At 50.8% G+C, this 26,859-nt stretch carries 26 protein-coding genes and 1 tRNA gene; 11 read left to right on the forward strand and 16 right to left on the reverse strand.

Annotation, left to right across the window (positions count from 1 at the left end):
• Window positions 1-481: 481 nt before the first annotated feature.
• Window positions 482-1,735: an aspartate kinase gene (locus tag QUF18_RS12760; RefSeq protein ID WP_122006312.1), complete on the reverse strand. Its 1,254-nt coding sequence runs from the start codon at window positions 1,733-1,735 to the stop codon at window positions 482-484.
• 187 nt (window positions 1,736-1,922) lie between these two features.
• Between QUF18_RS12760 and ubiG the strand changes: the two genes are divergently transcribed.
• Window positions 1,923-2,726 carry a bifunctional 2-polyprenyl-6-hydroxyphenol methylase/3-demethylubiquinol 3-O-methyltransferase UbiG gene (gene ubiG, locus QUF18_RS12765; protein WP_289387563.1) on the forward strand — a complete coding sequence of 268 codons (804 nt, stop codon included), beginning with the start codon at window positions 1,923-1,925 and terminating at the stop codon, window positions 2,724-2,726.
• 28 nt (window positions 2,727-2,754) lie between these two features.
• Here the strand turns inward: ubiG and QUF18_RS12770 are convergent, their stop codons facing one another.
• From QUF18_RS12770 to QUF18_RS12785, 4 genes are all read right to left on the reverse strand, one after another.
• On the reverse strand, window positions 2,755-3,180 hold the full coding sequence (locus QUF18_RS12770) for a DUF1178 family protein (RefSeq protein WP_289387565.1): 426 nt from the start codon (window positions 3,178-3,180) through the stop codon (window positions 2,755-2,757).
• Complete coding sequence (locus QUF18_RS12775; protein WP_289387566.1) at window positions 3,177-4,028, reverse strand: carbon-nitrogen hydrolase family protein; 852 nt, start codon at window positions 4,026-4,028, stop codon at window positions 3,177-3,179. Before QUF18_RS12775 ends, QUF18_RS12770 begins: the two co-directional genes overlap by 4 nt.
• Window positions 4,029-4,053: 25 nt before the next feature.
• Window positions 4,054-4,317 (reverse strand): glutaredoxin 3, encoded by a 264-nt coding sequence (gene grxC, locus QUF18_RS12780; RefSeq protein ID WP_289387568.1) that lies wholly within the window; start codon window positions 4,315-4,317, stop codon window positions 4,054-4,056.
• Between the two features lie 96 nt (window positions 4,318-4,413).
• Window positions 4,414-5,214 (reverse strand): ComF family protein, encoded by an 801-nt coding sequence (locus QUF18_RS12785; protein ID WP_289387570.1) that lies wholly within the window; start codon window positions 5,212-5,214, stop codon window positions 4,414-4,416.
• A 106-nt stretch (window positions 5,215-5,320) separates the two neighbouring features.
• Between QUF18_RS12785 and QUF18_RS12790 the strand changes: the two genes are divergently transcribed.
• A complete protein-coding gene (locus QUF18_RS12790) occupies window positions 5,321-6,196 on the forward strand; it encodes a methyltransferase domain-containing protein (RefSeq protein ID WP_289387571.1) in 876 nt (291 codons plus the stop codon).
• 103 nt (window positions 6,197-6,299) lie between these two features.
• Here QUF18_RS12790 and QUF18_RS12795 read toward each other — a convergent pair whose 3' ends face one another.
• From QUF18_RS12795 to QUF18_RS12815, 5 genes are all read right to left on the reverse strand, one after another.
• Entirely contained in the window at window positions 6,300-6,656 is a 357-nt protein-coding gene (locus QUF18_RS12795) for a hypothetical protein (protein ID WP_289387572.1), read from the reverse strand.
• A gap of 123 nt (window positions 6,657-6,779) precedes the next feature.
• Window positions 6,780-7,190, reverse strand: coding sequence for an 8-oxo-dGTP diphosphatase MutT (gene mutT, locus QUF18_RS12800; RefSeq protein WP_289387573.1), 411 nt, complete (start codon window positions 7,188-7,190; stop codon window positions 6,780-6,782).
• Between the two features lie 10 nt (window positions 7,191-7,200).
• Window positions 7,201-7,962 carry a GNAT family N-acetyltransferase gene (locus QUF18_RS12805; RefSeq protein ID WP_289387574.1) on the reverse strand — a complete coding sequence of 254 codons (762 nt, stop codon included), beginning with the start codon at window positions 7,960-7,962 and terminating at the stop codon, window positions 7,201-7,203.
• Window positions 7,962-9,203 carry a bifunctional glutamate N-acetyltransferase/amino-acid acetyltransferase ArgJ gene (gene argJ, locus QUF18_RS12810; RefSeq protein WP_289387576.1) on the reverse strand — a complete coding sequence of 414 codons (1,242 nt, stop codon included), beginning with the start codon at window positions 9,201-9,203 and terminating at the stop codon, window positions 7,962-7,964. The genes QUF18_RS12805 and argJ overlap by 1 nt, the downstream gene beginning before the upstream one ends.
• A 311-nt stretch (window positions 9,204-9,514) precedes the next feature.
• A complete protein-coding gene (locus QUF18_RS12815; RefSeq protein ID WP_289387578.1) occupies window positions 9,515-10,438 on the reverse strand; it encodes a peptidylprolyl isomerase in 924 nt (307 codons plus the stop codon).
• Window positions 10,439-10,829: 391 nt separating this feature from the next.
• Between QUF18_RS12815 and secA the strand changes: the two genes are divergently transcribed.
• The 3 genes from secA (at window position 10,830) to QUF18_RS12830 (ending at window position 16,211) form a co-directional block, all read left to right on the forward strand.
• Window positions 10,830-13,541 (forward strand): preprotein translocase subunit SecA, encoded by a 2,712-nt coding sequence (gene secA / locus QUF18_RS12820; protein WP_289387580.1) that lies wholly within the window; start codon window positions 10,830-10,832, stop codon window positions 13,539-13,541.
• 135 nt (window positions 13,542-13,676) lie between these two features.
• Complete coding sequence (locus QUF18_RS12825; RefSeq protein WP_289387582.1) at window positions 13,677-15,089, forward strand: lipopolysaccharide biosynthesis protein; 1,413 nt, start codon at window positions 13,677-13,679, stop codon at window positions 15,087-15,089.
• 9 nt (window positions 15,090-15,098) lie between these two features.
• A complete protein-coding gene (locus tag QUF18_RS12830) occupies window positions 15,099-16,211 on the forward strand; it encodes a GNAT family N-acetyltransferase (RefSeq protein WP_289387584.1) in 1,113 nt (370 codons plus the stop codon).
• A gap of 7 nt (window positions 16,212-16,218) precedes the next feature.
• On the opposite strand, the gene QUF18_RS12835 is transcribed toward QUF18_RS12830, so the two are convergent.
• Window positions 16,219-17,070: an EamA family transporter gene (locus tag QUF18_RS12835; protein ID WP_289387586.1), complete on the reverse strand. Its 852-nt coding sequence runs from the start codon at window positions 17,068-17,070 to the stop codon at window positions 16,219-16,221.
• Between the two features lie 122 nt (window positions 17,071-17,192).
• Here QUF18_RS12835 and QUF18_RS12840 point away from each other — a divergent pair, with 122 nt between their 5' ends.
• Window positions 17,193-18,080 (forward strand): LysR family transcriptional regulator, encoded by an 888-nt coding sequence (locus QUF18_RS12840; protein WP_289387587.1) that lies wholly within the window; start codon window positions 17,193-17,195, stop codon window positions 18,078-18,080.
• Between the two features lie 127 nt (window positions 18,081-18,207).
• Here QUF18_RS12840 and QUF18_RS12845 read toward each other — a convergent pair whose 3' ends face one another.
• Window positions 18,208-18,987, reverse strand: coding sequence for a glycosyltransferase family 25 protein (locus QUF18_RS12845; RefSeq protein WP_289387589.1), 780 nt, complete (start codon window positions 18,985-18,987; stop codon window positions 18,208-18,210).
• A gap of 119 nt (window positions 18,988-19,106) precedes the next feature.
• Window positions 19,107-19,191, reverse strand: a tRNA-Leu gene (locus QUF18_RS12850).
• 283 nt (window positions 19,192-19,474) lie between these two features.
• On the opposite strand from QUF18_RS12850, the gene QUF18_RS12855 reads away from it, so the two are divergent.
• Together QUF18_RS12855 and QUF18_RS12860 are read left to right on the forward strand one after the other, a co-directional pair.
• A complete protein-coding gene (locus QUF18_RS12855; RefSeq protein WP_289387590.1) occupies window positions 19,475-20,065 on the forward strand; it encodes a YqaA family protein in 591 nt (196 codons plus the stop codon).
• An 84-nt stretch (window positions 20,066-20,149) separates the two neighbouring features.
• A complete protein-coding gene (locus tag QUF18_RS12860; protein ID WP_353074516.1) occupies window positions 20,150-20,677 on the forward strand; it encodes a disulfide bond formation protein B in 528 nt (175 codons plus the stop codon).
• Between the two features lie 28 nt (window positions 20,678-20,705).
• Here the strand turns inward: QUF18_RS12860 and QUF18_RS12865 are convergent, their stop codons facing one another.
• Window positions 20,706-21,263: an HNH endonuclease gene (locus QUF18_RS12865; protein ID WP_289387592.1), complete on the reverse strand. Its 558-nt coding sequence runs from the start codon at window positions 21,261-21,263 to the stop codon at window positions 20,706-20,708.
• A gap of 524 nt (window positions 21,264-21,787) precedes the next feature.
• Between QUF18_RS12865 and QUF18_RS12870 the strand changes: the two genes are divergently transcribed.
• From QUF18_RS12870 to mbfA, 3 genes are all read left to right on the forward strand, one after another.
• Entirely contained in the window at window positions 21,788-23,971 is a 2,184-nt protein-coding gene (locus QUF18_RS12870) for a malate synthase G (protein ID WP_289387594.1), read from the forward strand.
• 79 nt (window positions 23,972-24,050) lie between these two features.
• Window positions 24,051-24,548 (forward strand): GNAT family N-acetyltransferase, encoded by a 498-nt coding sequence (locus QUF18_RS12875; RefSeq protein WP_374807073.1) that lies wholly within the window; start codon window positions 24,051-24,053, stop codon window positions 24,546-24,548.
• An 84-nt stretch (window positions 24,549-24,632) separates the two neighbouring features.
• Complete coding sequence (gene mbfA, locus QUF18_RS12880; RefSeq protein ID WP_289387596.1) at window positions 24,633-25,616, forward strand: iron exporter MbfA; 984 nt, start codon at window positions 24,633-24,635, stop codon at window positions 25,614-25,616.
• A gap of 27 nt (window positions 25,617-25,643) precedes the next feature.
• Here the strand turns inward: mbfA and QUF18_RS12885 are convergent, their stop codons facing one another.
• Window positions 25,644-26,468, reverse strand: coding sequence for a class II glutamine amidotransferase (locus tag QUF18_RS12885; RefSeq protein WP_289387597.1), 825 nt, complete (start codon window positions 26,466-26,468; stop codon window positions 25,644-25,646).
• Between the two features lie 96 nt (window positions 26,469-26,564).
• The gene (locus QUF18_RS12890; protein ID WP_289387599.1) at window positions 26,565-26,783 is read right to left on the reverse strand and encodes a DUF6356 family protein; all 219 of its coding nucleotides are present in this window, start codon (window positions 26,781-26,783) and stop codon (window positions 26,565-26,567) included.
• Between the last annotated feature and the right edge of the window lie 76 nt (window positions 26,784-26,859).

The following is a 26,859-nucleotide window of genomic DNA, read 5'->3' on the forward strand; positions in this document are numbered from 1 at the left end:
CTCAATGCTCCTCCAGATGCCTCACGCCTAAGATCAAATCACGTCCGGCATTATTTTAGCTTTTATAATACAAGACCAGACAGATCACGAATCACACCGCTGTGTGCATAGCTCACTTTGATTTGCTTGTGAGCATTTTTCTCATAATCGTCTAGGGCGTATTCATCAAATCTTTCTGTTACCGACGCTCATAATGCTGTTTAAGTGTCCAAAATGGGGCGCAAACCAGCTTAATCATATTGATCAACAAAAAATATCTTAAACCATTTCCGGTTTATATTTTTACTACAGCCGGACGGTTTCACGAGTGTCACGCAGAATGAGCTATGCAATCAGTGCATAGCTTGGAGCTGATTTTCCGCGAAAACTCCCCATCGCAGAATTTTTAATCCCCCGACATCCCAGCCTTCATTCCATTCTAAACAAAAAAGGCAGCGCTGCGAAGCACTGCCTTTTCTGAAACTTTATAGATTCAGTTTTTTCAGTGCTTATCCAGCCCGTAAACAGAATGCAGGGTTCGTACCGCGAGTTCTGTGTAAGCGCTGTCAATCAGGATCGAGATCTTAATCTCGGATGTGGTGATTGCACGAATATTGATGCCTTTTTCGGCCAGCGCTTTAAACGCTGTAGCAGCAACACCTGCATGCGAGCGCATACCGGTGCCGATCACAGAGATTTTCGCAAGGCCGGTTTCGGACTGGATCGAGTCGCAGCCGATTTCAGCTTTCACCTTATCCAACGCATGAACCGCTTTATCCATATCACCCGAAGGAACGGTGAATGTCATATCGGTTTTTGAACCGTCTTCAGAAACATTCTGAACGATCATATCAACATTGATATGTTCTTCAGCCAGCGGGACAAAAATCGCCGCAGACACGCCCGGGCGGTCAGCCACGCGGCGTAATGAAATCTGAGCTTCGTCTCGGGCGAAAGCGATACCTGTTACGACCTGTTGTTCCACGATTTCATCCTCATCGCAAATCAGCGTTCCGGGAGGGTTAAGCGGATCACCCATGCCCGGCGCATGCGGATCTTCAAAACTTGAGCGTACAAATGTACGCACTTTATGCACCATAGCCAATTCAACAGAACGAACCTGCAGGACTTTGGCACCAAGAGACGCCATTTCCAGCATCTCTTCAAAAGAAATTTTTGCCATGCGGCGGGCTTTAGGTTCTACACGCGGGTCGGTGGTGTAAACCCCGTCCACATCCGTATAGATATCACAGCGATCCGCTTTAACCGCCGCAGCAATTGCTACTGCCGATGTATCAGAGCCGCCGCGACCCAGTGTCGAAATGCGGTTTTCCGGGCTGATACCCTGAAAACCGGCAATAACCGCGACCTGACCTTCACCGAAACGCTTGATCAGGAAAGAACCGTCAATATCGGTAATACGGGCAGCGCCATGCGTCATGTCGGTCTTGATCGGGATCTGCCAACCCTGCCATGAACGTGCATTCACGCCCATCGACTGCAGCACAATCGCCAGAAGACCGGCTGTAACCTGCTCGCCGGAGGCAACAATCGCATCATATTCGCGTGCATCATGCATCGGAGATGCTTCACGCGTCCAGCCTACCAGTTCATTGGTTTTACCGGCCATAGCCGAAACCACAACTGCAACTTCATTTCCGGAATCGACTTCACGTTTAACGTGACGCGCCACATTCCGGATCCGGTCAATATCGGCCACAGAAGTGCCGCCGAACTTCATCACAATGCGCGCCATTATGTCGACATATCCTGAATGAAAATGAGAACCAACGGGAACCTGCCAACGTACTGAGAGGTACACCCAACAAGTAAGTGATGCTGACATACCGAAATTATGATCACTTCGCAAGCACATCCGGTTAAAAGATGCTTGACTTTCGTCTATGAACAGACAAGTCCATGGATGGCAAATGGAGATAGCTATGTCCGACACGTCCAAACAGACAGATACAAGTGCTCATTCGGGCTCACAGCAGCCACAGGAAGCCGTATCCGGCCGCACGACGATTGATCCTGCTGAAGTTGCGCATTTCTCGCGCATTGCCAGCGAGTGGTGGAATCCGCAGGGCAAATTCCGCCCACTCCATAAATTCAATCCGACTCGTTTAGAATATCTCAAAGAGCAGATTTGCAAACATTACAACCGTGACCCGCTGACGGCCAAACCGCTGGAAGGCCTGCGCATTCTCGATATCGGTTGCGGCGGCGGCCTGCTGTGTGAACCGATGGCACGCCTTGGTGCGACAGTTATCGGCGCCGATGCCTCAACCACCAATATTGAAGTTGCCAAAATCCACGCCACCGAGATGGGCATTGAGATTGATTATCGTGCGACCACCGCAGAAGCGCTGGCTGATGCAGGTGAGCAATTTGATATCGTGCTAAATATGGAAGTGGTTGAGCATGTGTCTGACGTTGACCTGTTCATGTCGGCCACGGCAAAAATGGTTAAGCCTCAGGGACTGATGTTTGTCGCCACCATCAACCGCACGCTTAAAGCATGGGGACTGGCGATTATCGGCGCAGAATATGTGCTGCGCTGGCTGCCAAAAGGCACCCATCAATATGAAAAACTGGTACGTCCTGAAGAGCTGGAAAAACCGTTACAGGCTGCCGGTCTGACCGTGCTGGAAAAAACCGGCGTCAGCTATAATCCGCTGAATGATACATGGAACCGCTCACGCGATCTCGACGTGAATTATATGGTTCTGGCAAAACGACAGTAAGCGTCGTTACTGATCTGCCTTATGCAGATCAGTTATAATCTTCAGGCAAATGCGGAAGCGGCATAATTTCAACGCCGTCTTCCACCAATGACGTAATTTCATCCCGCGTGGCTTCACCATAGATGCCGCGCTCTTGCGTTTCACCGTGATGAATTTTACGCGCCTCCTCGGCAAAGCGATCACCGACATAATCGGCATTTTCCTTCACTTTACGGCTGATCTCGCGCATCTCATCCAGCAATTTACGTTGGGCTTCGCCCATTGTCGCAGCAATCTTCTCTTTAGCACGGCCTGTCGAAACAGAAGGTGCCATCAGCGCCTTGCCAACTTTCGGTGAATGACAAACAGGGCATTGCACCAGACCGCGAGCGGTCTGGTTTTCGAAGTCCTCATTATTGCGAAACCAGCCCTCAAATTCATGGGACTGGTCACAGTGCAGAGAAAACCGCATCATGCCTTGTCTGCTCCGCCTCCGATGGTTTCCAGTTTAAATTCCCGCGCATTTTTCAGGTTCGGGATTTTGTTGCGCGCAGCCGCACTGTCTGCCACATCAATTTCGGCATAAATTACAGCCGGATTATCATGATCGGCTTCTGCCAGAATTTTCCCCCAAGGCGATACGATAATTGTATGGCCATAGGTTTCACGATTACCGTTATGCAAACCGCCCTGCGCCGCAGAGATCAGAAACGCACCATTTTCAATCGCCCGTGCCCGCTGCAAAATATGCCAATGCGCTTCACCGGTCTGACGGGTGAAAGCAGCAGGTGCTGAGATCACATTGGCACCCGCCAGTGCCTGCGCCTGAAACAGCTGCGGGAAACGGATGTCATAGCAGATCGCCAATCCGAGCTTCATAAACGGCAATTCCGCGACCACTGCGCGATCACCGGCAGAAATCGTGTCGGATTCACGCCAGCTCTCGCCATTATCCAGATCCACATCAAACATATGAATCTTGTCATAAGTGGTGATTTTCGAGCCATCCGGCGCGAAAACAAAAGCGCGATTGGCAATCAGTCCATTATCCAGCTTAATCGGCGTTGAACCAATATGGAGATAAATGCCGTGGCGTTTTGCAAGTAGCCCTGCCGCCTTTACCACAGAATCGTCCTGTTCCGCATGAAGGCTGGCACGGTAAAGCGCACGGTCATTCTGAATAATGCCGGTATTTTCAGGTGTCTGCACATATTGCGCACCTTCAGCGGCAGCCTCACCCACCATACGCTCAAGCGCTGTAATATTGGCAGACATATCGCCGTCTGAACGCATCTGCACAGCTGCAACTTTAACCATCGACATTATTCTCCCCTTTATGCCTTATAGATCAGTCTGCTTTACCGGTTTCAAGCAGCGTAACCAGCTTTCCTGCACGTTCCAGCGCATAAAGATCATCACAACCACCGACATGCACATCACCGATAAAAACCTGCGGGAATGTTGTACCACCGGAGCGTGTCATCATTTCTTCGCGATATTTCGGATCAACACTCGCATTGAACTCCGTGTAGCCGGGCGCACGTTCGTCAAGCAGCTTTTTCGCACGAACACAGTAGCCACAGCCGTCACGGGTATAAATTTCAACATTCATCTTCAAGAGTCTCCTGATTTTGTTACCTCTATATAACCATGCCTGCACCATCATCCAAGCACCGGCGTTCGCTTTGTTGTCATAGAGAAAGCATAATTATCTCATCCCATCAGGCAGCACCCGCCCAAAAGTCAGCACATCCACGCTACCAGCCCCTGCTTTGCGCAAAGCCCGGCATGCGGCCTTAACCGTTGCGCCGGTGGTATAAACATCATCAATCAGCAATACAGTGCGCCCACGTACTCTGCTTCGATATTTCTCAGAAACATGAAACGCCCCCGCCACATTGCGCAACCGTTCGGACTGGCTGAGTTCTGCCTGCTGGCGTGTATCTTTAATGCGTTGCAATGCAGACGGATCATAGGTCTTGCCGCTGAGCTTCGCCAAAGCCCGCGCCAGTTCTGCAGCCTGATTATAACGGCGCTTCCACAGGCGTTTGCGATGCAACGGCACCGGAATGATCACATCACAATCGCGCAGCAATTCCTGCCCTGCCCGTTGCATCCAGCCTGCCATCCACGGCGCCAAATCAAGCCGGTCATAATATTTCAGTGAAATACCGGCATGACGTGCCGAGCCGTCATGACAGGCAACTGAACGCAGGCGCCGGAAAGGCGGCGGATCGGCAATCGCCTCGCCAGACAAAAAATGCGCACCAAAATCATGGGTAAAGGGCGTGCCCATCACCGGACAAAGTGGTGCTTCCAAAAAACACACCGCACCCCAGCAAGCTCCGCACAATGTGCCGTTTTGTGAAACAGGACTGTCGCATCCTTCACAAAGGGCTGGAAAGATCCGGTCCGGCAGCGCTTTCAAACCAGCGCCTGCATAGCTCAGCAACCACGCCCAATGTCCCCGCCTCACAACAGTTTCATGAGAAAGCGGTAATTCCCCCATTGCATTCGCCCCCGATTGAACGCATTTACAGCACCATGCCAGATGCATCACTCCAGTCCAGAGAAATCTCTGATTTTGAGCGGTGCCGATAGCGGGATGCGAGAAAATGTCAGCAACAGAGACCTCACCAAACACCATCTTCGACAATGCATTGCTGCAAATGCGCCTGAAGCGGGCAATGCGCCGCAATATCAGTGGTGCGGATTTCTTGCTGGAACGCGCTGTGCAGGATTTGGAAGACCGGCTCTCAACTGTTGAACGCCAATTTACCCGTGCTGTTATCCTCAATCCCTATACATCCTCTCTGAGCCTCTCTTTGCAACAGTCCGGCAAAGCAGAAGTGATTGAGACGGTTGAATATCAATCACAGGACAGCACAGAATATCTGCCGCTTGAACCACAGAGTGCGGATTTGATTATCTCATTGCTGTCGCTGCAATTTACCAATGACACACCGGGTCTGATGATGCAGATCAAACAGGCGCTGAAACCTGACGGCTTGTTTCTCGGTTGTATGGTGGGTGCGGGGACGCTCGGCGAATTGCGTGAATCGCTGTTGCAGGCGGAATCTGAACTCACCGGCGGGGTCAGCCCGCGCGTGGCACCTTTTGCAGATGTGCGCGATGGCGGTGCTCTGTTGCAGCGAGCCGGTTATGCCCTGCCTGTCACCGACATTGAGAATGTCACTGTGCGTTATGACAATATGTTGGCATTGATGGCAGATATTCGCGCTATGGGCATGAGCAACAGCCTGACCGGTCGCTCCCGCAAACCGGTTAGCCGCCGCCTCTTTATGCGGGCTGCGGAAATCTATGCAGAACGCTTCAGCGATCCAGACGGGCGTATCCGTGCGACATTCTCATTCATCTGGATGTCCGGCTGGGCGCCTCATGCCTCACAGCAGCAACCCCTGAAACCAGGATCGGCCAAAGCTTCCCTTGCGGAAGCTCTGCTTGAAACGGAAAAGAAATCAAAAGATTAGAGCGCCGTGTGCCAGACTTGGCACACAAAGGTCGCTCTAACACTTTAAAATTAGAGCATAATTTCACCTTAAACTGATCCAATTTTTAAGAATTATGCTCTAATCAGCAATCACCCTGCTGGGTGCCGTCACGGCCAATCACGCATACTGATTCCGGCGAGGATTGCAGCAGGCTTTTGCGCTCAATATAGGATTTGTCAGTTGCGCCGCGCTGAATAGAGCCGGTAGACATCATATCCACGCCTGCCGGAAATAATGATTGTGCAGTCTGCTTATTGGCTTTTTGACTTAGCACCGGCACGATAACAAGCGTCAGCGCCACAACGGCAGAGCCGAACAGCAGGATGCAGCGAACAAATCCGCTTTTTGCAACCGACTGAAAGCCAGCTTTTGCATCTTCATCATCTTTAAAAAAGTCTGTCAGAAATTCCGACTGATACTCACTGCGGTTACTACTCATCGTCATACTCCGGCGCGATAAAGCTACCATGCGCTATGACGGTGAATCATCCATTAACGTGAACGTAAAAATTGCCCGAAAAATACAAAAACTGCCCGTATCTATAAAGCTTCTGTCCGGATTTTACAGAAGATCCATCAGGAAAGGGATCAGTGGCTCATCGGCAGGCGGCATCGGATAAGAGCGCAGATCTTGAGGGCGCACCCATTTCAGTGCCTGCCCTTCCATCGAGCGGGCAATCCCCTCATAGCGACGACAGATATAAAGCGGCATCAGCAGATGAAATTTTTCATAAGCATAGCTGGCAAAGGTCAGCGGTGCGAGGCAGGCATGTTTGGTGATGATGCCCAGTTCTTCCTGCAATTCACGGATCAGCGCATCTTCCGGCGTTTCGCCGCTTTCAACCTTGCCGCCCGGAAACTCCCAAAGACCGGCCAGATTTTTGCCTTCAGGCCGTTGTGCCAGCAAAATACGGCCATCCGCATCAATCAGCGCACAGGCTGCTACCAGCACAATCTTTTTGCCTTCAGTCATCAAACTCTACCTATCTGCAATAATAAATATAATCATAGACAGTGGAGAAACCTAATCCCTGATACAAAGCCCGTGCTGCATGATTGGCTGTTTCCACCTGCAACCAGAACCAGTGATCTCCGCGGGATAAGGCCTGCGCCATCTCATTCAGTACCAGCGCTTTTGCAAAACCGCGGCGTCTGAACGTTTCACCAATACACAAATCCAGCAAACCGGTATAGCCGTTCTCGCTCACACACAGCAGTGTTGCCGCAGGTTCAGCACCGGAAAATCCGGCAATGACATATTTCTGAGGCTGAATTGAGCTTAATACTTTGGCCAACCCTTCGATCTGCGGTTCAGGCCGGTTATGAAACGCACCAGATATCCGGCTATAGCCGATCTCCTGATCGTCGCGAAAATGCACCAGCAGCAACGGCAGTCGTGGCTGCGGAGCTTTCAAAAAGGCATTATCGCGCAAATCACAGGTCATGACCGATGATCCGCCCGCGGTCGTATAACCGCGCGCGCTCAGATAATCAGCCAAGGCAGGTGGTGCGAGCGGTGTCAGCCGGAAAACCGGCTGTTTGCCTTGCGCTGTAAACAGCGCTTCACAGGCTTCCACCCGCTGCACCAGATCCGCATCATCGGACGAATTCAATAAATTGACGGAATTGCCACGTTTTGAAGGATAATAGGGCGTCAGTTGAACAGCCCAGTCACCGAAATGCGTGACCTGCGCTGCGGGCCATGCGCGAAAACCAAGCTCTTCAAACTGACGAATTTCAGACATCACGACCGGTAATCACCGTTAATAGCCACATATTCCTTGGTCAGGTCACAGGTCCAGACAGTCGCCGTTCCTTCCCCCATCCCAAGTTCAACCGTGATGAGGATATCCTCACCCTTCATATAGTCAGAAGCAGCAGCTTCCGAATAATCAGGATCGCGTTCGCCATCGACCGCTACACGAATACCGCCAAAGCTGATCGCCAGACGATCACGGTCGGCAGGTTCACCCGCCTTACCAACGGCCATCACCACGCGCCCCCAATTGGCATCTTCACCGGCAGCAGCGGTTTTTACCAGCGGAGAATTGGCAATCGACAGGCCAATGCGCTTGGCAGATACATCGGAAACCGCACCTTTAACGGTGATTTCCAGCATTTTGCGCGCGCCTTCACCATCACGCACCACTTGCAGTGCCAGATTCTTCAAAAGCTTGCGCAAACCACGGTCAAATTCCACCAGACGCTCATCATTCAATGCAGTGACTGCAACCGCACCGCGCTCAGCGGCTGTACCGGTGGCAAACAACATCAGCGTATCGGAAGTGGACGTGTCACTGTCTACGGTCACCGCATTGAAGCTGGAATCCACCGCTTTGGACAACATGGCTTGCAGCACATCAGAAGCAATCGGTGCATCCGTCACAACAAAGGACAGCATTGTCGCCATGTCAGGCGCAATCATACCCGCACCTTTGGCAATACCGTTAATCGTGACCGGAACGCTGCCGAGCAACACAGTTTCCGTTGCCACTTTCGGATAAGTATCCGTGGTCATGATCGCTTTGGCTGCTTCCAGCCAGCCATCATTATCAGCACGCGCGTTCATATCGCCGAACAGATGCGAAAACTTACCGGCATCCAGCGGTTCACCGATCACACCAGTTGAAGCGAGAAAGATTTCATGGGATTCACAGCCCAGCGCTTCGCAAGCAGCTTTGGCTGTCGCTTCTGTGGTTTCGCGCCCCTTTTTACCAGTAAAAGCATTGGCATTACCGGAATTCACGATCACAGCTTTGGCTGTGCCGTGCTTCAGACTCTCACGGCAAAAATCCACCGGCGCTGACGGGCATTTAGAGCGGGTAAAAACACCGGCAACCGATGCAGGCTGGTCAAACACCATCATCAGCACATCTGTCCGGTTTTTATATTTAATCCCCGTTTCGGCTGTGGCCATTCGCACACCGGTAATCACCGGCATGGCAGGATAATGTTTTGGTGCGAGCGGAGAAACTGTCGAAGACATGCGTGCCTCAAAAAAATAAAAGCATTTCCGGTAAAACTGGCCGATAAAACCGGGATGAGTTTTACATCAGGAAAATGTGGCTGAATACGAACGGGCTTAACCCGATATAAAACAGCGCATCACAGCGTTTGTTGAAATGCAATCCGCACCACAAATCACCCGCCATTTCACCTCAGGTCGCAGTCAATAAATGATGGTTAGGCTTAAAATGCAATCACCTGCCCGAAATAATCAGGGCAGGTGATCAATTTTATCAATCTATATAGTAAACTAGCCAAATTGGCATTGCTGACTTTACAAAATGAGAAGTCTTATTCCGCTGTTTTTGCGGCTGCATCCTGTGCGTCAGCGGCTTCTTTCATCGCTTTGGCAACAGCTTCGTCTTCATAAGTGATTTTCGAACCGTCACGCAGCTTCTTGACCATTTCGATATATTTTTCGCGAATGAGGATCGAACGAACCTGTTCTTTCACTTCATCAAATGCAGGTGGCTGCTGCTGGCGCTTATCTTCCAGCTTGATGATGTGATAGCCGAACTGCGATTTAACAGGCTCTTTAGTGTATCCGCCGACTTCCAATGCGAAAGCCGCTTTTTCAAATTCAGGCACCATCATGCCTTCGCCGAAATAGCCGAGATCACCGCCCTGCGAAGCAGAACCGTCAGTCGAGCTTTCCTTGGCCAGATCTTCAAACTTAGCGCCGCCTTCAAGCTTTTTGATAATCGCCTTGGCTTCGTCTTCAGTTTTTACGAGAATATGACGCGCACGCACTTCGTTCTTCGCAGGCATTGCTGCGATTTCCTTGTCGTAACGACCACGAACTTCTGCATCCGAAATCTTGTCGACGATTGCAGTCTGGAAATATTCATTATGCAGCGCGCGGTCTTTCAGGAACTCAATGCGCTGTTTGAAATCTGCACTATCGTCCAGCTTGTCGGTTTTAGCGGCTGCAGCCAGAACTTTGATATCAACCAGAGCGGCGAGTGCAGCAAGACGACGCTGATCATCCGGCAAACGGGAGAATTGCGGGTCCAGATCGCTTGACGCCTGATCAACTTCACCCTGTGTCAGCTTAACGCCGTTCACAGTGGCAAGAACTTTTGTCGGGTCAGCTTTTTCCGCCGGTTTCGCTGCTTCAGTCTTTGCAGCGGCGTCCTGTGCATAGGCACCGGTTGCAGCAGTAGACAAAAGCAAGCCGGTTGCCAGTTGAATCAGGACTTTACGGGTACGGGTCATCAGTGATTTCTCCTTCGGGGACGAAGTACCGTCCCAAGAATAAGGCAGAATTTTGCTGCTTCAGTGTATATGTGATAAAGCAGAAGCGTTTTAAGGCGATATGGCAATTTTCTGCACAGTATATCTATCTCAGCAGCAATAACTCTCTTTATTATGCATATATAATCGCATTGCAAAGACCTATCGCTGTCGTCAAATCATTGACATCGCCGCCCTCCCCTCTTATCTGTCCATCGGCTTTGCGTCCATAGAGCTGCCAGAGAGAAATTACGCGAAATGTCTTTTCGACAGCGTGTTTTCTTGCCATAAGTCTCGCATAAACAAATAAAGCCGATGTCAGAGCGCCGCTCAGGCGGCGACAATTGGCTGAAGATTTAAGAAAGGACCAGCAATGGTCAGCTTTGGCGGTCTCGCCCGTATGGTTTTCGGCTCATCCAATGAGCGTCGTATCAAAGGTCTTCGTCCTCGCGCAGCAGCGATCACTGCGCTTGAGAAACAATATGAAGCGCTGAGCGATGCCCAACTGCAGGCGAAAACGGATGAGTTCCGCGCCCTGCTCAAAAACGGCAAGACGCTGGATGACATTCTTCCTGATGCTTTCGCCACTGTGCGTGAAGCCGCAAAACGTGCTCTCGGCATGCGCCCGTTTGATGTGCAGCTGATCGGTGGCATGGTGCTGCATGACCGCTCCATCGCGGAAATGCGCACCGGTGAAGGTAAAACCCTGATGGCAACCCTGCCGGTTTACCTCAACGCGATCGAAGGTAAGGGCGTGCATGTCGTTACCGTCAACGACTATCTCGCCACCCGTGACGCGCAGACCATGGGCGTGTTGTATAACTATCTCGGCCTGACTGTGGGTGTGATTGCGCATGGCCTTGATGACGACCAGCGCCGTGAGGCCTATGCCTGCGATATCACCTACGCAACCAATAACGAACTCGGCTTCGATTATCTGCGCGATAATATGAAATATGAACGCGCCCAGATGGTGCAGCGTGAACATAACTACGCCATCGTCGATGAAGTTGATTCGATCCTTATTGACGAAGCCCGTACACCGCTGATCATTTCCGGCCCGCTGGAAGACCGCTCAGACTTCTATTCGCTGATCGATACCTTCATTCCGCAATTGCTGCCGGAAGACTACGAAGTTGATGAAAAGCAGAAGACCGCGATCTTCACCGAAGTCGGCACTGAAAAAATCGAAAAACTGCTTGAAGCTGCCGGTCATCTGAAAGGTGAAAGCCTTTACGATATTGAGAATGTGGCAGTTGTTCACCACCTCAACAATGCCCTGCGCGCCCATAAGCTGTTCCAGCTCGACAAGGATTACATCGTTCGCAATGATGAACTGGTCATCATCGACGAGTTCACCGGTCGTATGATGCCGGGTCGCCGTTATTCGGAAGGTCTGCATCAGGCACTGGAAGCCAAAGAAAAGGTCACGATCCAGCCTGAAAACCAGACACTGGCCTCGATCACATTCCAGAACTATTTCCGTATGTATAAAAAACTGGCCGGTATGACTGGTACTGCGGCAACGGAAGCGGAAGAATTCGGCAATATTTATGGTCTTGATGTTGCAATCATTCCGACCAACCTGCCGGTTGCCCGTATTGATGCGGATGATGAAGTTTACCGCACCGTTGATGAAAAATATAAAGCGATCATCCGCGATATCCGTGAAGCCCATGAAAAGGGCCAGCCGGTACTGGTTGGTACCACATCGATCGAAAAATCCGAGCTGCTTGCAGAACGTCTGAAAAAAGACGGCGTAAAAGATATTCAGGTTCTGAATGCCCGTTATCACGAGCAGGAAGCCTATATCGTGGCGCAGGCCGGTGTACCGGGTGCAATTACGATTGCGACCAATATGGCCGGTCGCGGTACCGATATTCAGCTCGGCGGTAACTTGGAAATGCGTACACAGGTCGAGCTGGCTGACGTGCCTGCCGGTCCTGAGCGCGATGCCAAAATTAAAGAACTGAAAGCCGATATCGCCAAAAAGAAAGAACAGGCACTGGCTGCCGGTGGTCTTTATGTTCTGGCGACTGAACGTCATGAAAGCCGCCGTATCGACAATCAGCTGCGCGGTCGTTCCGGCCGTCAGGGCGATCCGGGCAAATCGAAGTTCTTCCTGTCTTTGCAGGATGATCTGATGCGCATTTTTGGCTCTGACCGTATGGACAGTATGCTCCAAAAACTCGGTCTCAAAGAAGACGAAGCTATTGTGCATCCGTGGATCAACAAAGCGCTGGAAAAGGCTCAGAAAAAAGTCGAAGCCCGCAACTTTGAAATCCGCAAAAACCTGCTCAAATATGACGATGTGATGAATGATCAGCGTAAGGTGATCTTCGACCAGCGTCTGGAAATGATGGATGCTGAAGATCTGACCGAGACGGTCGATGAAATGCGCCATGAAGTGATCGAGGATATGGTACGTGCCCATATTCCTGAAAATGCCTATGCTGAACAGTGGCGCGTTCCGGAGCTCAAAGAAGAGGTTCTAAAAGTCCTCAATCTTGATCTGCCGGTCGATCTCTGGGCTGCTGAAGAAGGCATTGCTGAAGAACAGATCGAAGAGCGCATCAAGGAAGCAGCAGATAAAGCCGCAGCAGACCGCGCAGAGCGTTTTGGTCCGCAGATCATGGCCTATGTGCAGAAATCCGTTATTCTGCAGTCACTGGACAATCTGTGGCGTGAGCATCTGGTCAACCTCGACCATTTGCGTTCCGTGGTTGGCTTCCGTGGTTATGCCCAGCGCGATCCGCTGAACGAATATAAGACCGAAGGCTTTGAGCTGTTTCAGGCAATGCTTTCCAACCTGCGTGAAGTTGTGACATCGCAGCTGATGCGCGTCGAAATCATGCGTGAAGAACCACAGCCGGAACTGCCGGAAATGCATGCGCATCATATTGATGGCACAACCGGTGAGGATGAGTTCAGCGAAGGCCCTCGTCTGGTAGACAGCGATCGTTTTGTTGATCCTGCCGACCGCAATCCGGCTGATCCGTCCACATGGGGTCGTATTGCCCGTAATGAAGCCTGTCCTTGCGGCTCCGGCAAGAAGTTCAAACATTGCCACGGCGCTTTTGCTTAAGCGATAAGACCAACGAATAGAAAACACCGCCTGTTCATCACAGGCGGTGTTTTCTTTTGTGGCAAGCACATAGACTGACTTTTAAACTATTCTGTGCGACAGTATCTGCATAGTAAAGCATTTCCGGAAAACACATTGCCTGCAAAATTTCAGATCACATCACTGGCTGAAAAAATGCTGCCTGCAAGGCTTGCAGCGCAATTGCGCCCGTTTCTGTTGCGCGCTGAGGGCTTATTCTCCGGTGATGATGAGCAGGCACAAGCCAAACGCTCATCCCTGATTGCCTTTGCAATCCGCATTGCCGGTGCGGCTTTGGCCTTGCTCTCTCAAGTGGTGCTTGCGCGTCTTATGGGCAGCTTTGAGTTTGGTATCTATGTCCTTGTCTGGACGGTTACGCTAATACTGGGTGATCTTGCCTGCTTTGGTTTTCACACCACAATCATCCGCTATGTACCGCAATATCTGCAAAAACATCAGACTGATGACGCGCGTGGTATTCTGCGCACCGGTCCCGTCTTTGCCCTCATCAGTGCCAGTATTATTACGCTGATTGCGATACTGGTGCTTAATAGTCTGAGCACAGAATTCGAACCCTATTACTGGCCGGCCTTCCTGATTGGTGTTCTTTGTATTCCGGCCATTGCGCTGGGCAATATTTCAGACGGCACTGCGCGCTCGCAAGGCTGGATTCTATCGGCTCTCAGCCCCGGCTATGTTTTGCGGCCGCTGATGATGCTGCTGATCTTTGTTCTTCTCCTGCTCACCGGATGGGAAGCACAGGCCACAACGGCACTGATTGCCGCTTTTTCCGGTACAAGCCTCACAGTGATCGGGCAGCAAATCTTTTTGCGCAATCGTATCTCCAGAGTTCTGCCCAAAGGCGCCTCACACTACCATCTTCGGGAATGGATACGGGTTTCCCTGCCGATCTTCCTCATCGAAGGCTTCTTCTTTCTGCTCATCAATATTGATGTGCTAATGGTTGGCCGAATGATGGAACCGGATAGTGTGGCACTGTATTTTGCTGTCACCAAAGTGCTGGCGCTGGCGCATTTCGTTTATTTTGCAGTCAAATCCAGTGTCGCTCAGCGCTATTCTCAATTGCTGCATAGCGGTGATACGCAAGCCTTTCAGGATTTTGCACGCAATTCCGCCCGCTGGACATTCTGGCCAACCCTCTTACTGGGATTGCTGCTGCTTGCAGGTGGCTGGCCGCTGCTGGCGCTGTTCGGCCATGAATTCACGCAAGGCTATCCGCTGTTGTTCATTCTGATTTTCGGCGTGATTGCCCGTGCCAGTGTTGGCCCTTGTGAGAGTTTGCTCTCCATGTCCGGCAATCAGAATATCTGCGCCCTGCTGTATGCCTTGGCTCTGGTTGTAAATGTCAGTCTCAATCTGACGCTGATCCCGCTGCTGGGCTTGAGCGGAGCGGCGATTGCAACGGTATGTGCAATGGCAACGGAAGCCGCCACGCTTTCTTATGCAGTGCGTAAATATTTGGGGATCACAATGTTCGTCTTTTGCCCATCAGCCAAAGCGTCAGGATAAGGATCGTCCATGCTGCATCTTTATCGCAAAGCGGAAGCCATAGACTATCTGAAAACCTTGCAACTTGCCCCACCGGCAGAGCAAAACATCTTCAATCATCCCGATTTCCTGCGCCCTGCACTGGAGCATTTTGCGACAGAGACCTGCGGGCTGATCGTAACAGATAGAGCCTCACCTGACTTCCTGATGCCCTTTCAGATCACTAGAGCGGGTCTGGGCTTGCGTAAAACGATTTATAGCTGGAGCAATCTATATGCCACGCAGGGCACGCCGCTCATTAATGCTCATACCCTGCCGCAAACTCTCGAGACCGTGCTCAGTGAACTATTGAGACACGGATTACCGGATACGCTGCTTTTGCCCGATATCAATCTTGGCGCTCCTTTTGCACAAGCACTGAATGATCTGGCGCAGCGTAAAAAACTGCCCTTACAGATTATCCGTCAACAGGCGCGTCCGGTACTCCTGAATGGAACAGATGCTGAAACCTATCTCACCAATGCGATCGGTAAAAACCATCGACGCGAATATCGCAGGCTCTGGCGCCGTCTGTCTGAGACCGGCAAGTTAGAACATCAAATTGCAACGGACGAGGCTGCGATCATACCGGCGCTTGAAGACTTCCTGACATTAGAGGCCACGGGCTGGAAAGGTGCTGCCGGTACTGCTTTTCTGACCAGACATCAGGATGCAGAATTTGCCCGTCAGACTCTCCATGCTTTCGCACGCAAAAAGCTTGTGCAGATACACACATTGAAACTCGATGATAAAACCATCGCCAGTCTTGTCGTCTTTATCAGTGGTGATCAGGCATGGACATGGAAAACGACCTATGATGAAACGCTGAAGGCCTACTCTCCGGGCGTGCTGCTGATGATTGAAGTCCTAAAAAACCATCTGGATAACCCGTCACTGCGCCTCACAGACTCCTGTGCTATTCCCGATCATCCGGTTATGTCTCGCCTGTTTCATGAGCGCGAGAACTTCGGCACGATCATTCTGGGTCTGACAGAGCAAAGCCAGTCCTCTGTCAATCAGATCATCCGCCAGCTGAACCGCTATGACCGGTTACGTCTCATGATGCATAAACTCAAAAACCGCCTCAAACCGGCAACTCGTTAAAAGCCGTTCAGCGTGCCTGCACCCGTTGCCCGAGCCAGACGCTGATCAGCACGATCAGCATACCCGCCATTTGCAAACCATTGAGTTGCTGGTTGAGCAAAGCCCAGCCAAGAATAACGGCAGTCAGCGGGCTCAGAAAACCAAGAGATGCGGCAACGGAAGGTTCAAGGCGTGCCAGTCCGCGGAACCATAACAGATAGGTCAGCGCACCACCGATCAGGCCGAGATAGATAAAACCGAGCCAGTTTGTCAGGGTCAGCACCGGCAAAGCAGGTTCTGACCAGAAAGCTACCGGCACCAGCAATAACCCACCAGCTGTCAGCTGCCATGCGGTAAAAGTCAGCGGCGCAACCGGCGGCTGCCAGTAGCGGCTCAGCACTGTACCCGCAGCCATTGAAAATGCCCCCGCCAAGGCGGCCAGAATTCCCGTCTGATCCAGCACACCATTCGGCTTGAGAACCAGCAAGGCTACACCGACAATCCCTGTGAGCGCCGCAATCACCGCCATAGCACGCAAACGGGTACGCAGGACTGCACTGGCGAGAAAAACCACGATCAGCGGCTGTACAGCCCCCACAGTGGCAGCAACACCGCCTGGCAACCGGTAAGCGGCGACAAATAACATCGCCCAGAAGAAAGAGAAGTTCAGGGCACCGAGTATAAAGACCCGCAACCACCAGATTCCCTGCGGTAATTGCCGGACAAGGAGTAACAGCAATAATCCTGCAGGCAACGCACGCAGCATCGCCACAGTCATCGGATAGTCTGCAGGCAACATCTGTGTGGTTACAATATAGGTGCTGCCCCAGATCGCCGGTGCCAGCGCTGTCAGCAGCAAATCTGTGCGCATTGATGTCATGTCCTGTCTCCGTTCGCTTCATAATGCCGGTACAGGTCAACATAATTGCAAGAATAACAGATGATAATGCATGATATTTGCGCTAAATTGCCTACTAAAAGTTTATAATAGGATGTCTGTTTATGGATCAGCTCAGTGCATTACGCATGTTTCGCAAGACAGTTGAACTCGGCAGTTTTGCAGAAACCGCCCGCGCGACCGGATTGACAGCAGCGGCTGTCGGCAAAAGTATCAGCGAGCTCGAAGCGCATCTTAAAGTCAGGCTCTTCAACCGTACCACCAGACGCATGAGCCTCACTGAGGCAGGCACGTTATATTTTGAGCAAATCACGCCGGTGCTGAACCAGCTTGAAGATGCTGATCGCTCATTAACACCGCATCATAATCAGCCATCCGGCCTATTGCGCGTCACCGCACCTCTGACCATGACAATCATCAGCCTGTCACGTTTTATTCCGGAATTTCTGGAGCGCTATCCTGAAATTACGCTCGATCTCAATCTTGATGACCGGCAGATCGATATTGTGCGCGACGGTTATGATATCGCCATTAAGGGCAGCGATAGTTTGAAGAACTCAAGCCTTATCAGCCGCAGAGTGAGCGCATTGCATCACGTACTCTGCGCTGCACCGTCTTATTTTGAGGAATATGGCAAACCGCAGAAACCGGCTGATCTGCGTCATCACAACTGTATCCGCTACAGCCTGTCCGACCATGTCCATGAATGGGAGTTTCGCAAAGGGGAGCGAACAGAGCGTGTGTCGGTCACTGGCCGCTATCTCGTTTCGTCAAGCTTAGCTGTCAGAGATGCACTCTGTGCCGGTTTCGGACTGAGCCTGATACCAGTCAGCTATGTGGAACAGGATATTGCTGCAGGCAGGTTAGCGACAGCACTGGATGACTGGCAACAGATGGAAACCGGTGTCTACGCCTTCTACCCTTCCCGCCAATATCTCGCGCCAAAGGTTAGAGTCTTTCTGGATTTTTTAAGCGAGAAATTACAGCCTTAGAGCATTTCACAGTCAAGTTGGATAAACTTGACGTCGGGATAATGCGACAAACTAAAGAACCTAGAGCGAGCACTGCGATTCAACATAAACGTAAACCGCTCTAGATCGCACATGTTGCCAATCTAATTCATTCAACCAACGGCTCGACCGGTCCCCAGCGCTGCGATGTAAACTTGTTAATATACAGCCCCCAAAGTGCTGTTTTCAGCCGCAAGAAAGGCCGGATAATTTCTCTGACAACCTTCTTCCAGACTGGCAGGCTTTGATGCTCTTTTGCCCGCTCACCGCTTAATGTGCTTTCAAGACCGGCCTGATCACAGATCACAGGACTAACCTGATAAAGCTTCATTTCCTTGAAGAAGCCACAAGCCGGTGTGAATAAGAGATGATCCACCGGTGCCGCTGCATCATTCATACGCGCCAACAGCGATGCCGCATATTTTGCAGAAACAATATAACCGGCAGATAAAATATTCTGGCTGCGAAGCCTCGCAATTGAATATTGACCCGCAACAACCGTCACAGGTTTATCCGTTAATACCTTACGGCCATGGGTTTCCAACTTAATCAGATCCGCGTCAGATGGAATCCATGTATCCGATTGAAAGAATTGTTTCGCATTGCCGGAAAATCTCACATCATCTTCAAAAACAGCCGCATATTGCTCACCACTTTGAACAATTTGCTCCAGACATTTGCGATGACTAAGAAAACAACCAAGCTCACTACGCGTTAAAGGCTCTTTCCAACCAGGATTACGCTTAATGCGAGCCACCTCATCATCATTCAATGTTTTACCGTCAACAGCAGCAACACGTTCAAATGCCAAACCAGCCTTCTCAAACTGCTGGTACATACGTTGCAAACGATCTTGTGAACGATCCAGATTAATGAGATAGGCTTTCAATTTTTTACCTGCCCTAAAGAATAATATTTATTCACTAAGTGATGTTTTATACCGTTCAAGAGGGAATATTCGTCCAACATGAACTGGCAACAAAAAAGCATACAACGGCAAGATAAAAGTGGTGCGGGTGGTCGGAATCGAACCGACACTCCTTTCGGAACTGGATTTTGAATCCAGCGCGTCTACCAGTTCCACCACACCCGCACATTTGCAGGCACTTCGTTTCGAAGCGCTGCTCTGGTGCGCCGAAATATAGTGAGAACCACCCTGCCGTCAACTGGGAAATCTCATTTGTTCCAATATTATTTCACCAAAATTCATTCAGACATAAAAACGGGCTGAAGAAGGCATCCGTTTGCACAGCCTCAAACATTGAGAACAATGCCATTGCGCATTGCCCTGCACAGGTTTTCGCTTTACATACGGCAGCAAAATTTCATGTGGCCTACGCCTGCGCTTTCATTACTGATAACCGACAGAGATCCCCATGCTGCGTAAACTCTATGACTGGACCATTTCCCTTGCAGCCCGCAAATCCGCGGCTGCTTGGCTGGCCGTCATCGCTTTTCTTGAAAGCTCGGTCTTTCTGATTCCAGCTGACGTTTTATTCGTGCCAATGGGTATCGCCCGTCCGAAAAAAGTCTGGCATTACGCAATAATTGCCACTGTCATGTCGGTGCTAGGCGGCATTCTCGGCTGGTATATCGGTCATTACGCCTATGAAACCGTTGCAAAACCGGTGCTGCATTTTTACGGCAAGCTCGATACTTTTGAAGCCATGCGCGGCAGCACCAGCGCGGATATGATTCTGCTGCTGCTTATCACGTCCGGCCTGTCTCATCTGCCGCCAATGAAGGTTGTCACAATCTTGTCCGGTGCTGCAGGCGTTAATATCTGGCTGTTTATCCTTTCGGCTATTATCACTCGTGGCGCGCGGTTTTTCCTGCTGGCATGGCTGCTGCAGCGCTTTGGCGAGCCGATCCGCAACTTCATTGAAAAGCGCCTCGGTTTAATCGCGGCGACCGTTGCTGTTATTTTGATTCTGCTATTTATGGTCGTCAAATATCTTCACGCATAAGAAACCACCAAACCAGCCATGTTTATGCCACATGAACATGGCTGTGCTGATTTCAAACTGATTTTTTCAAGCAAGGATTTTCCCGTGTCTCCAGCCGGTATGTCGTCTCAAATCCGCACGCAACACACATTTGTTTCAGCATTTCTCGCGGTTAGCATGGCTGGTGTCGTTGGAACAGCACTGGCATTTCAGTATATTGGCGGTTATCTGCCGTGCAAACTATGCCTTGAAGAACGTATTCCTTATTATATCGGTGTTCCGCTGATGCTCATCAGCGCCCTTTTGGCTGCGCTCGGCAAGTCGGAAAAACTCACCCGTCTTTTCCTGTTTGTCGCCGGATTGCTGATGGCCTATGGCCTTATTCTTTCCGTCTATCATTCAGGCGTGGAATGGAAGTTCTGGGCGGGTCCTGCCGATTGCGCTACAGGCGCTGTTTCCATCACCACCAGCGCAGGCAATCTGCTCGGCGATATGAATGCCGTGAAACCTGCGGCCTGTGATGTGGCTGCCGGTCGTTTTCTCGGCATTTCCTTTGCCGGTTGGAACGGCGTTGCATCGCTGATTTTGGCCATTATCGCTTTTTACGGCGCTTCGCTGAAAACCCGTAAGTAAGACAATAAAAAAGAACCGGAGCTGTTATTTACGGCTCCAGTTCCACATCCCAATACAAATAATCCATCCAGCTTTCATGCAAATGGTTTGGCGGAAACCGCCTGCCATTCTTATGCAGATCAAAAACGCTTGGCATATAAGGTTTTTGTCGCGGCCACATTTGCGCTTTCGCAGGCATCATACCGCCCTTGCGCAAATTACAAGGTGAACAGGCTGCAACCACATTCTCCCATGTCGTCTCCCCGCCACTGCACCGCGGCACCACATGATCGAAGGTCAGCTCATGATGGGCACCACAATACTGACATTCAAAGCGATCACGCAGAAATAAATTAAAGCGGGTGAAGGCCGGATAGGTCGGCGGCGCTATATAGGTTTTCAGGCTGATAACACTTGGCAGCCGCATGGAAAAACTCGGAGAACTGACCTCCGCATCATATTCCGCAACAATATTCACACGGTTGAGAAATACAGCCTTAATCGCGTCCTGCCACGACCACAGTGACAAAGGATAATAGCTGAGCGGACGAAAATCCGCATTCAGTACCAATGCCGGCAATTTGCCGGCAATTGCGGCAATATTCAAGAAACACCTCCTTTGAACACCCTGCAATCACAGTCAATGCGGTTGCAGGATGCAGCTTCAAGAGAAAGAGGATCAGTCCGGTTCACCCTGCCCGGTCCCCTGCATGTATTCTGTTGCGTCTCTGCCAGTGGATAAAATGAGGCGCTTCATTCTTCCATATCCTGACAAATGGATCGGAGCAAACAATGCTTTACCGGTCACAATATGTAAGCAGGACATGTCAGTATTGTGAAGCCAGACTGTTTATCAGTCAATTTCTATTCATGCGCTAAATTGTGAATCCGGCAATAAAATCAGCCTGCCAATTTCGAAACATTAAAATTGCCCGCCGCAAAATGTGAGGAATGCGGATTGTCCGGCATTTTATACAAATAGTCGCTTTAATTATTGTCTACAATTATGTAAACACAAATTGACAGCTTTGACAAAACAAAGCCGTAACTGTGCTTGTCCTTTGCTCCGCGTTCAGATTAAGCTGCAAGGAACAAGCCGGTTGACACCGAAATCAGACAGGGAGCCGAGTGATGAGTGGTCGTATTGAACATGCGGGTTTGCAGGTTGATCAGGAACTGAGCAGTTTTCTTGAAAAAGAAGTCCTGCCGGATACCGGTATTACAGCAGCGAATTTCTGGAACGGCCTCGCCGCTATGGTCAAAGAGCTTGCACCGCGCAACAAGGCTTTGCTTGCCAAGCGTGATGACCTGCAGGCCAAACTCGATGCATGGTACAAAGCTAACCGCAATTACTCGATGGCCGATTATCAGGCTTATTTGCGCGAAATCGGCTATCTGCTGCCGGAAGGGGAAGATTTTCAGATATCAACGGCCAATGTTGATACTGAAATTACCAGCCTTGCAGGCCCGCAGCTCGTTGTTCCGGTGATGAATGCCCGTTATGCCCTGAATGCTGCCAATGCGCGCTGGGGCTCGCTCTATGATGCGCTTTATGGCACCGATGCGATCAGTGAAGACAATGGCGCAGAAAAAGGCAAAGCCTATAATCCGGTTCGCGGTGAAAAAGTCATCGCCTGGGCTAAAGCATTCCTTGATGAGGCAACACCGCTGACAGAAGGTAGCTGGAATGAAGTCACCGGTTTCAAAATTGCCGGTGGCCAGCTCGTGCTCTCCCTCAGCAATGGCAAATCCTTCAGCCTGAAAGACAGCCAGAGCTTTGCAGGCTATCAGGGTGATGCATCTGCCCCTACCCTTATCCTTCTGAAAAACAACGGTCTGCATATCGAAATCCGTTGTGATGCAAGCCATGTTATCGGTAAAACTGATCCGGCACATATTGCCGACATCACTCTGGAATCCGCCCTCAGCACCATTGAGGACTGCGAAGATTCTGTTGCTGCCGTTGACGCAGCCGATAAGGTTCTGGCCTATCGCAATATTCTCGGCCTGTTCAAAGGTACCCTGTCAGAGAGTTTTGACAAGGGGGGCAAAACAGTAACCCGCAAACTCAATGCTGACCGCAGCTATACCGCACCGGATGGCTCTGCCCTCACCCTGCCTGGCCGCTCAATTCTGCTGATCCGCAATGTCGGTCACCTGATGACCAATCCGGCTATTCTGGACAGTAAAGGCAATGAGATTCCGGAAGGTATTCTTGATGCGGCTTTCACCGCTGTTATTGCCCTGCACGATATCGGCACACAGGACGGCACGCTCAAAGGCACACATCTCAACTCGCGCACCGGCTCGGTTTATATTGTTAAGCCGAAAATGCATGGTCCGGAAGAAGTTGCTTTTGCCTCTGATGTTTTCGCCCGCGCTGAAGCATTGGCCGGCTTGAAAACCAATACCCTGAAAATGGGTATTATGGATGAAGAACGCCGTATGACGGTGAACCTCAAAGAAGCCATCCGCGCAGCTAAAGAACGTGTCTTCTTCATCAATACCGGCTTCCTTGATCGCACCGGTGATGAAATTCATACCTCGATGGAAGCAGGCCCTGTTATCCGTAAAGGCGATATGAAACAGGCTGCATGGATTGCTGCCTATGAAAACTGGAACGTGGATACCGGCCTTGCCTGCGGCCTGACCGGCCATGCGCAGATCGGTAAAGGCATGTGGGCAATGCCGGATTTGATGGCGGCAATGCTGGAGCAGAAAATCGCCCATCCGAAAGCCGGTGCCAATACCGCATGGGTGCCTTCACCAACAGCTGCAACACTTCATGCTACCCATTATCACAAGATCGATGTGGCTGCAGTTCAGAACCAGCTCAAGTCGCGCACAAAAGCCAAGCTTGAAGATATTCTGACGGTTCCTGTCGCCCGTGATACCAATTGGGCGCCTTCAGACGTACAGGCAGAGATCGATAATAACGCGCAGGGTATTCTGGGCTATGTGGTGCGCTGGATTGATCAGGGCGTTGGCTGTTCCAAAGTACCGGACATCAACAATGTCGGCCTGATGGAAGATCGCGCAACCCTGCGTATCTCCGCCCAGCATATCGCTAACTGGCTGCATCATGGCATTGTCAGCGAAGCGCAGGTGATGGAAACCATGAAACGCATGGCCGCTGTCGTGGATGCCCAGAATGCGGATGATACAGCCTATTTGCCGATGGCAAAAGACTTCAATGCATCTATCGCATTTCAGGCTGCCTGTGAGCTGGTGTTTAAAGGTCGTGAACAACCAAACGGTTATACCGAGCCGGTACTCCATGCCCGCCGCTTGCAGTTTAAATCTACACAGAAATAAATTCTTGACGCTTTTCATAAGCAGCATAAAAGTGGCGGACAAGATTTTCTTATCCGCCATTTTTATATGAAAGCAGATCATGCTGACCATACAGCACGCCGACACGACCCATCTGCCTGCAATTCTTGATATTTATAATGATGCAATTGCCAATACGACGGCAGTTTTTATCAGCCAGCCAGTTGACCTGCAAAACCGTGCAGATTGGCTGCTGTCGCGCCAAAATTCCGGTTTTCCGGTATTAGTGCTGATCGAAGATGATCAGCTTCTCGGCTATGCCAGCTATGGCGCGTTCCGCGCTTTCGAATGTTATAAACATACGGCAGAATTATCCATCTATATCGCCGGTCATGCCCGCGGCAAAGGTGCCGGTGACCAATTGATGCGGGCTTTGCTGGAGCACGCCGCCGCCAATAATATTCATGTATTGCTTGGTGCGATTGAAGCGCAGAATACCGCATCTCTGCGCCTGCATGAAAAGCACGGTTTCACCCAAACAGGACTGCTCCCGCAGGTTGGGCGCAAGTTTGATCGCTGGCTTGATCTGGTGCTGATGCAACGTATTCTCACAAAATAAGCGGCTACTATATAGGTACAAATCACTTGATTTTAGAATTATTCTAAATTAATCAGTTTAGAGTAATTCTAAAAAGGAACACGCATGTTCTCCTCCCTCTTCTCTTCGTCCCGCCGGTCTTTTGATAGTCTCTCAGAGCAGGAAATGTTAGCGCTTGCCATTTCGTCCGAAGAGGATGATGCCCGCATCTATCTCAGCTATGCAGACGGCTTGCGCGAGGCCTACCCGCAATCGGCAAAAATCTTTGAGGCGATGGCAGAGGAAGAACATAATCACCGTGCACGGCTGATTGAACTGCACCGTCAACGCTTTGGTGAGACCATTCCGCTGATCCGCCGTGAACATGTGCGCGGTTATTACGAGCGCAAGCCTGACTGGCTGGTGCGCCCGCTCGGCATCGACAAAGTGCGCAATATGGCGGCGCAGATGGAAGAACAGGCGGCACGTTTCTATGAGCAAGCCGCCAAACGTGTTTCCGATGCGGCAACACGCAAATTGCTGGGCGATCTGGCGCTGGAAGAAAAACACCATGAGCAGCGTGCCCATAATCTGGAAGAAAAGCTGACACCGGATGACGTGCAGGATCAGGAACGCGCCGGTGAACGCAAACAGATGATCCTGACCTATATCCAGCCCGGTCTTGCAGGTCTGATGGATGGTTCAGTTTCCACACTGGCGCCAATTTTTGCTGCCGCCTTTGCCACACAGGATACCTGGCAGACATTTTTGGTTGGTATGTCGGCTTCTGTTGGTGCCGGTATTTCCATGGGTTTCACTGAGGCCGCACATGACGACGGCCATTTGTCTGGCCGCGGTTCGCCGGTCAAGCGCGGACTTGCCAGCGGTATCATGACCACCATTGGTGGTCTTGGCCACGCATTGCCTTACCTGATTACCGATTTTTGGACTGCGACCACGATCGCCGTAATCGTTGTTTTCATCGAACTCTGGGCGATTGCCTATATTCAGAACCGCTTCATGGAAACGCCGTTCATGCGTGCAGCGTTTCAGGTCGTGCTCGGCGGCGCACTGGTACTCGCAGCCGGTATTCTGATCGGTAATGCCTGATCGGTATCCACTTTTGGGAGATATGCTCTAGCCTGCCACAACCGCCAGCGTTGGGGCAGGTTTAACCACAGACCGATCATCCATAAATGGCTCGATGCAAATATGGTTTGGCTTGTCGATGGTCAAAAAACTATTGCGCGGCACTGCCATCCAGTTTTCAGCCACGCCATCCAATGGCTCGGACACAACACAAATCCCTGAGGCGGATGCCATTTTAGCTGTATAAAGCGTTGGCGCATAAATATCGCTGGCATAGCGCACGGAGAACAGCGATTGACCGTCAGAAAAGGCTGCGGTCAACCGGATAAACGGCGGCACTTTTGCAGCTTCTGCCGCTTCATAAATTGTTTCAACCGTGCGTGTCAGTGCATGACGCGGATCATCATCCAGCCCGAAATGCAGCATCAGCAAAAAGAATAATTCTGAATCCGTTGAACCGGATTTGTGGCTGTAGAGTGTATCCGGCAGCAGGCTTTCTAATGGTCGGCGCAACCGGTCAAAACTGCCGATCTGGCCGTTATGCATAAAGCTCCAGCGCTGATACACAAACGGATGGCAATTGGTGCGGCTGGTTTCCCCGCCTGTAGACGCACGCACATGGGCGAGGAACAGGCGTGAATTAATCTGGCGCGCAAGACTGCGCAAATTCTGGTCAGACCATGCGGGCAACAGATCACGATACAGACCCGGTTCCTGCCGTGTCCCGTACCATGCCACGCCAAAGCCGTCACCATTGGTCGCGGTTTTCGCTTCATGCGCATGATGGCTCTGCGCTATCAGCGAATGACAAGGCGAAGTGATAATATCCTCAAGATACAGATCTGATCCGAAATACGCAGCCCAGCTACACATGAACGACACTCTGACAGGTCAGTGAAAAATCATAACCGGCAGATCACAACTACCGCCCAGAAAGATGATCATCCGCCCGATATGGTTAATAATTAACTACTCTGTGCCGCGCTTATGCGTTTTTGCATAGAGCTTACCGACAATAGTGCTGGCAGTCTTTTCAAACAAAAATGGCAAAATTGCATGGATCAGCGCGGCAAATGCGGCCGCAAAAAGCATGAGTGAAAATTTGCCCGCAAAAGCCATATGCTGAAAATAAGTCTCATCCACCGATGCGGGATGGTCAGTGAACAAGCGAGTTACCTTGGTTTGCACGATATTTCCCCGTTATCATTTTTAAAATGCAGTTATCCGCACCTGATAAAAAGAATAACACCGCTTTTGGGGCACT

Source organism: Pseudochrobactrum kiredjianiae (genome assembly GCF_030362795.1).
In the GTDB taxonomy this organism is placed as follows: Bacteria; Pseudomonadota; Alphaproteobacteria; order Rhizobiales; family Rhizobiaceae; genus Pseudochrobactrum; species Pseudochrobactrum kiredjianiae.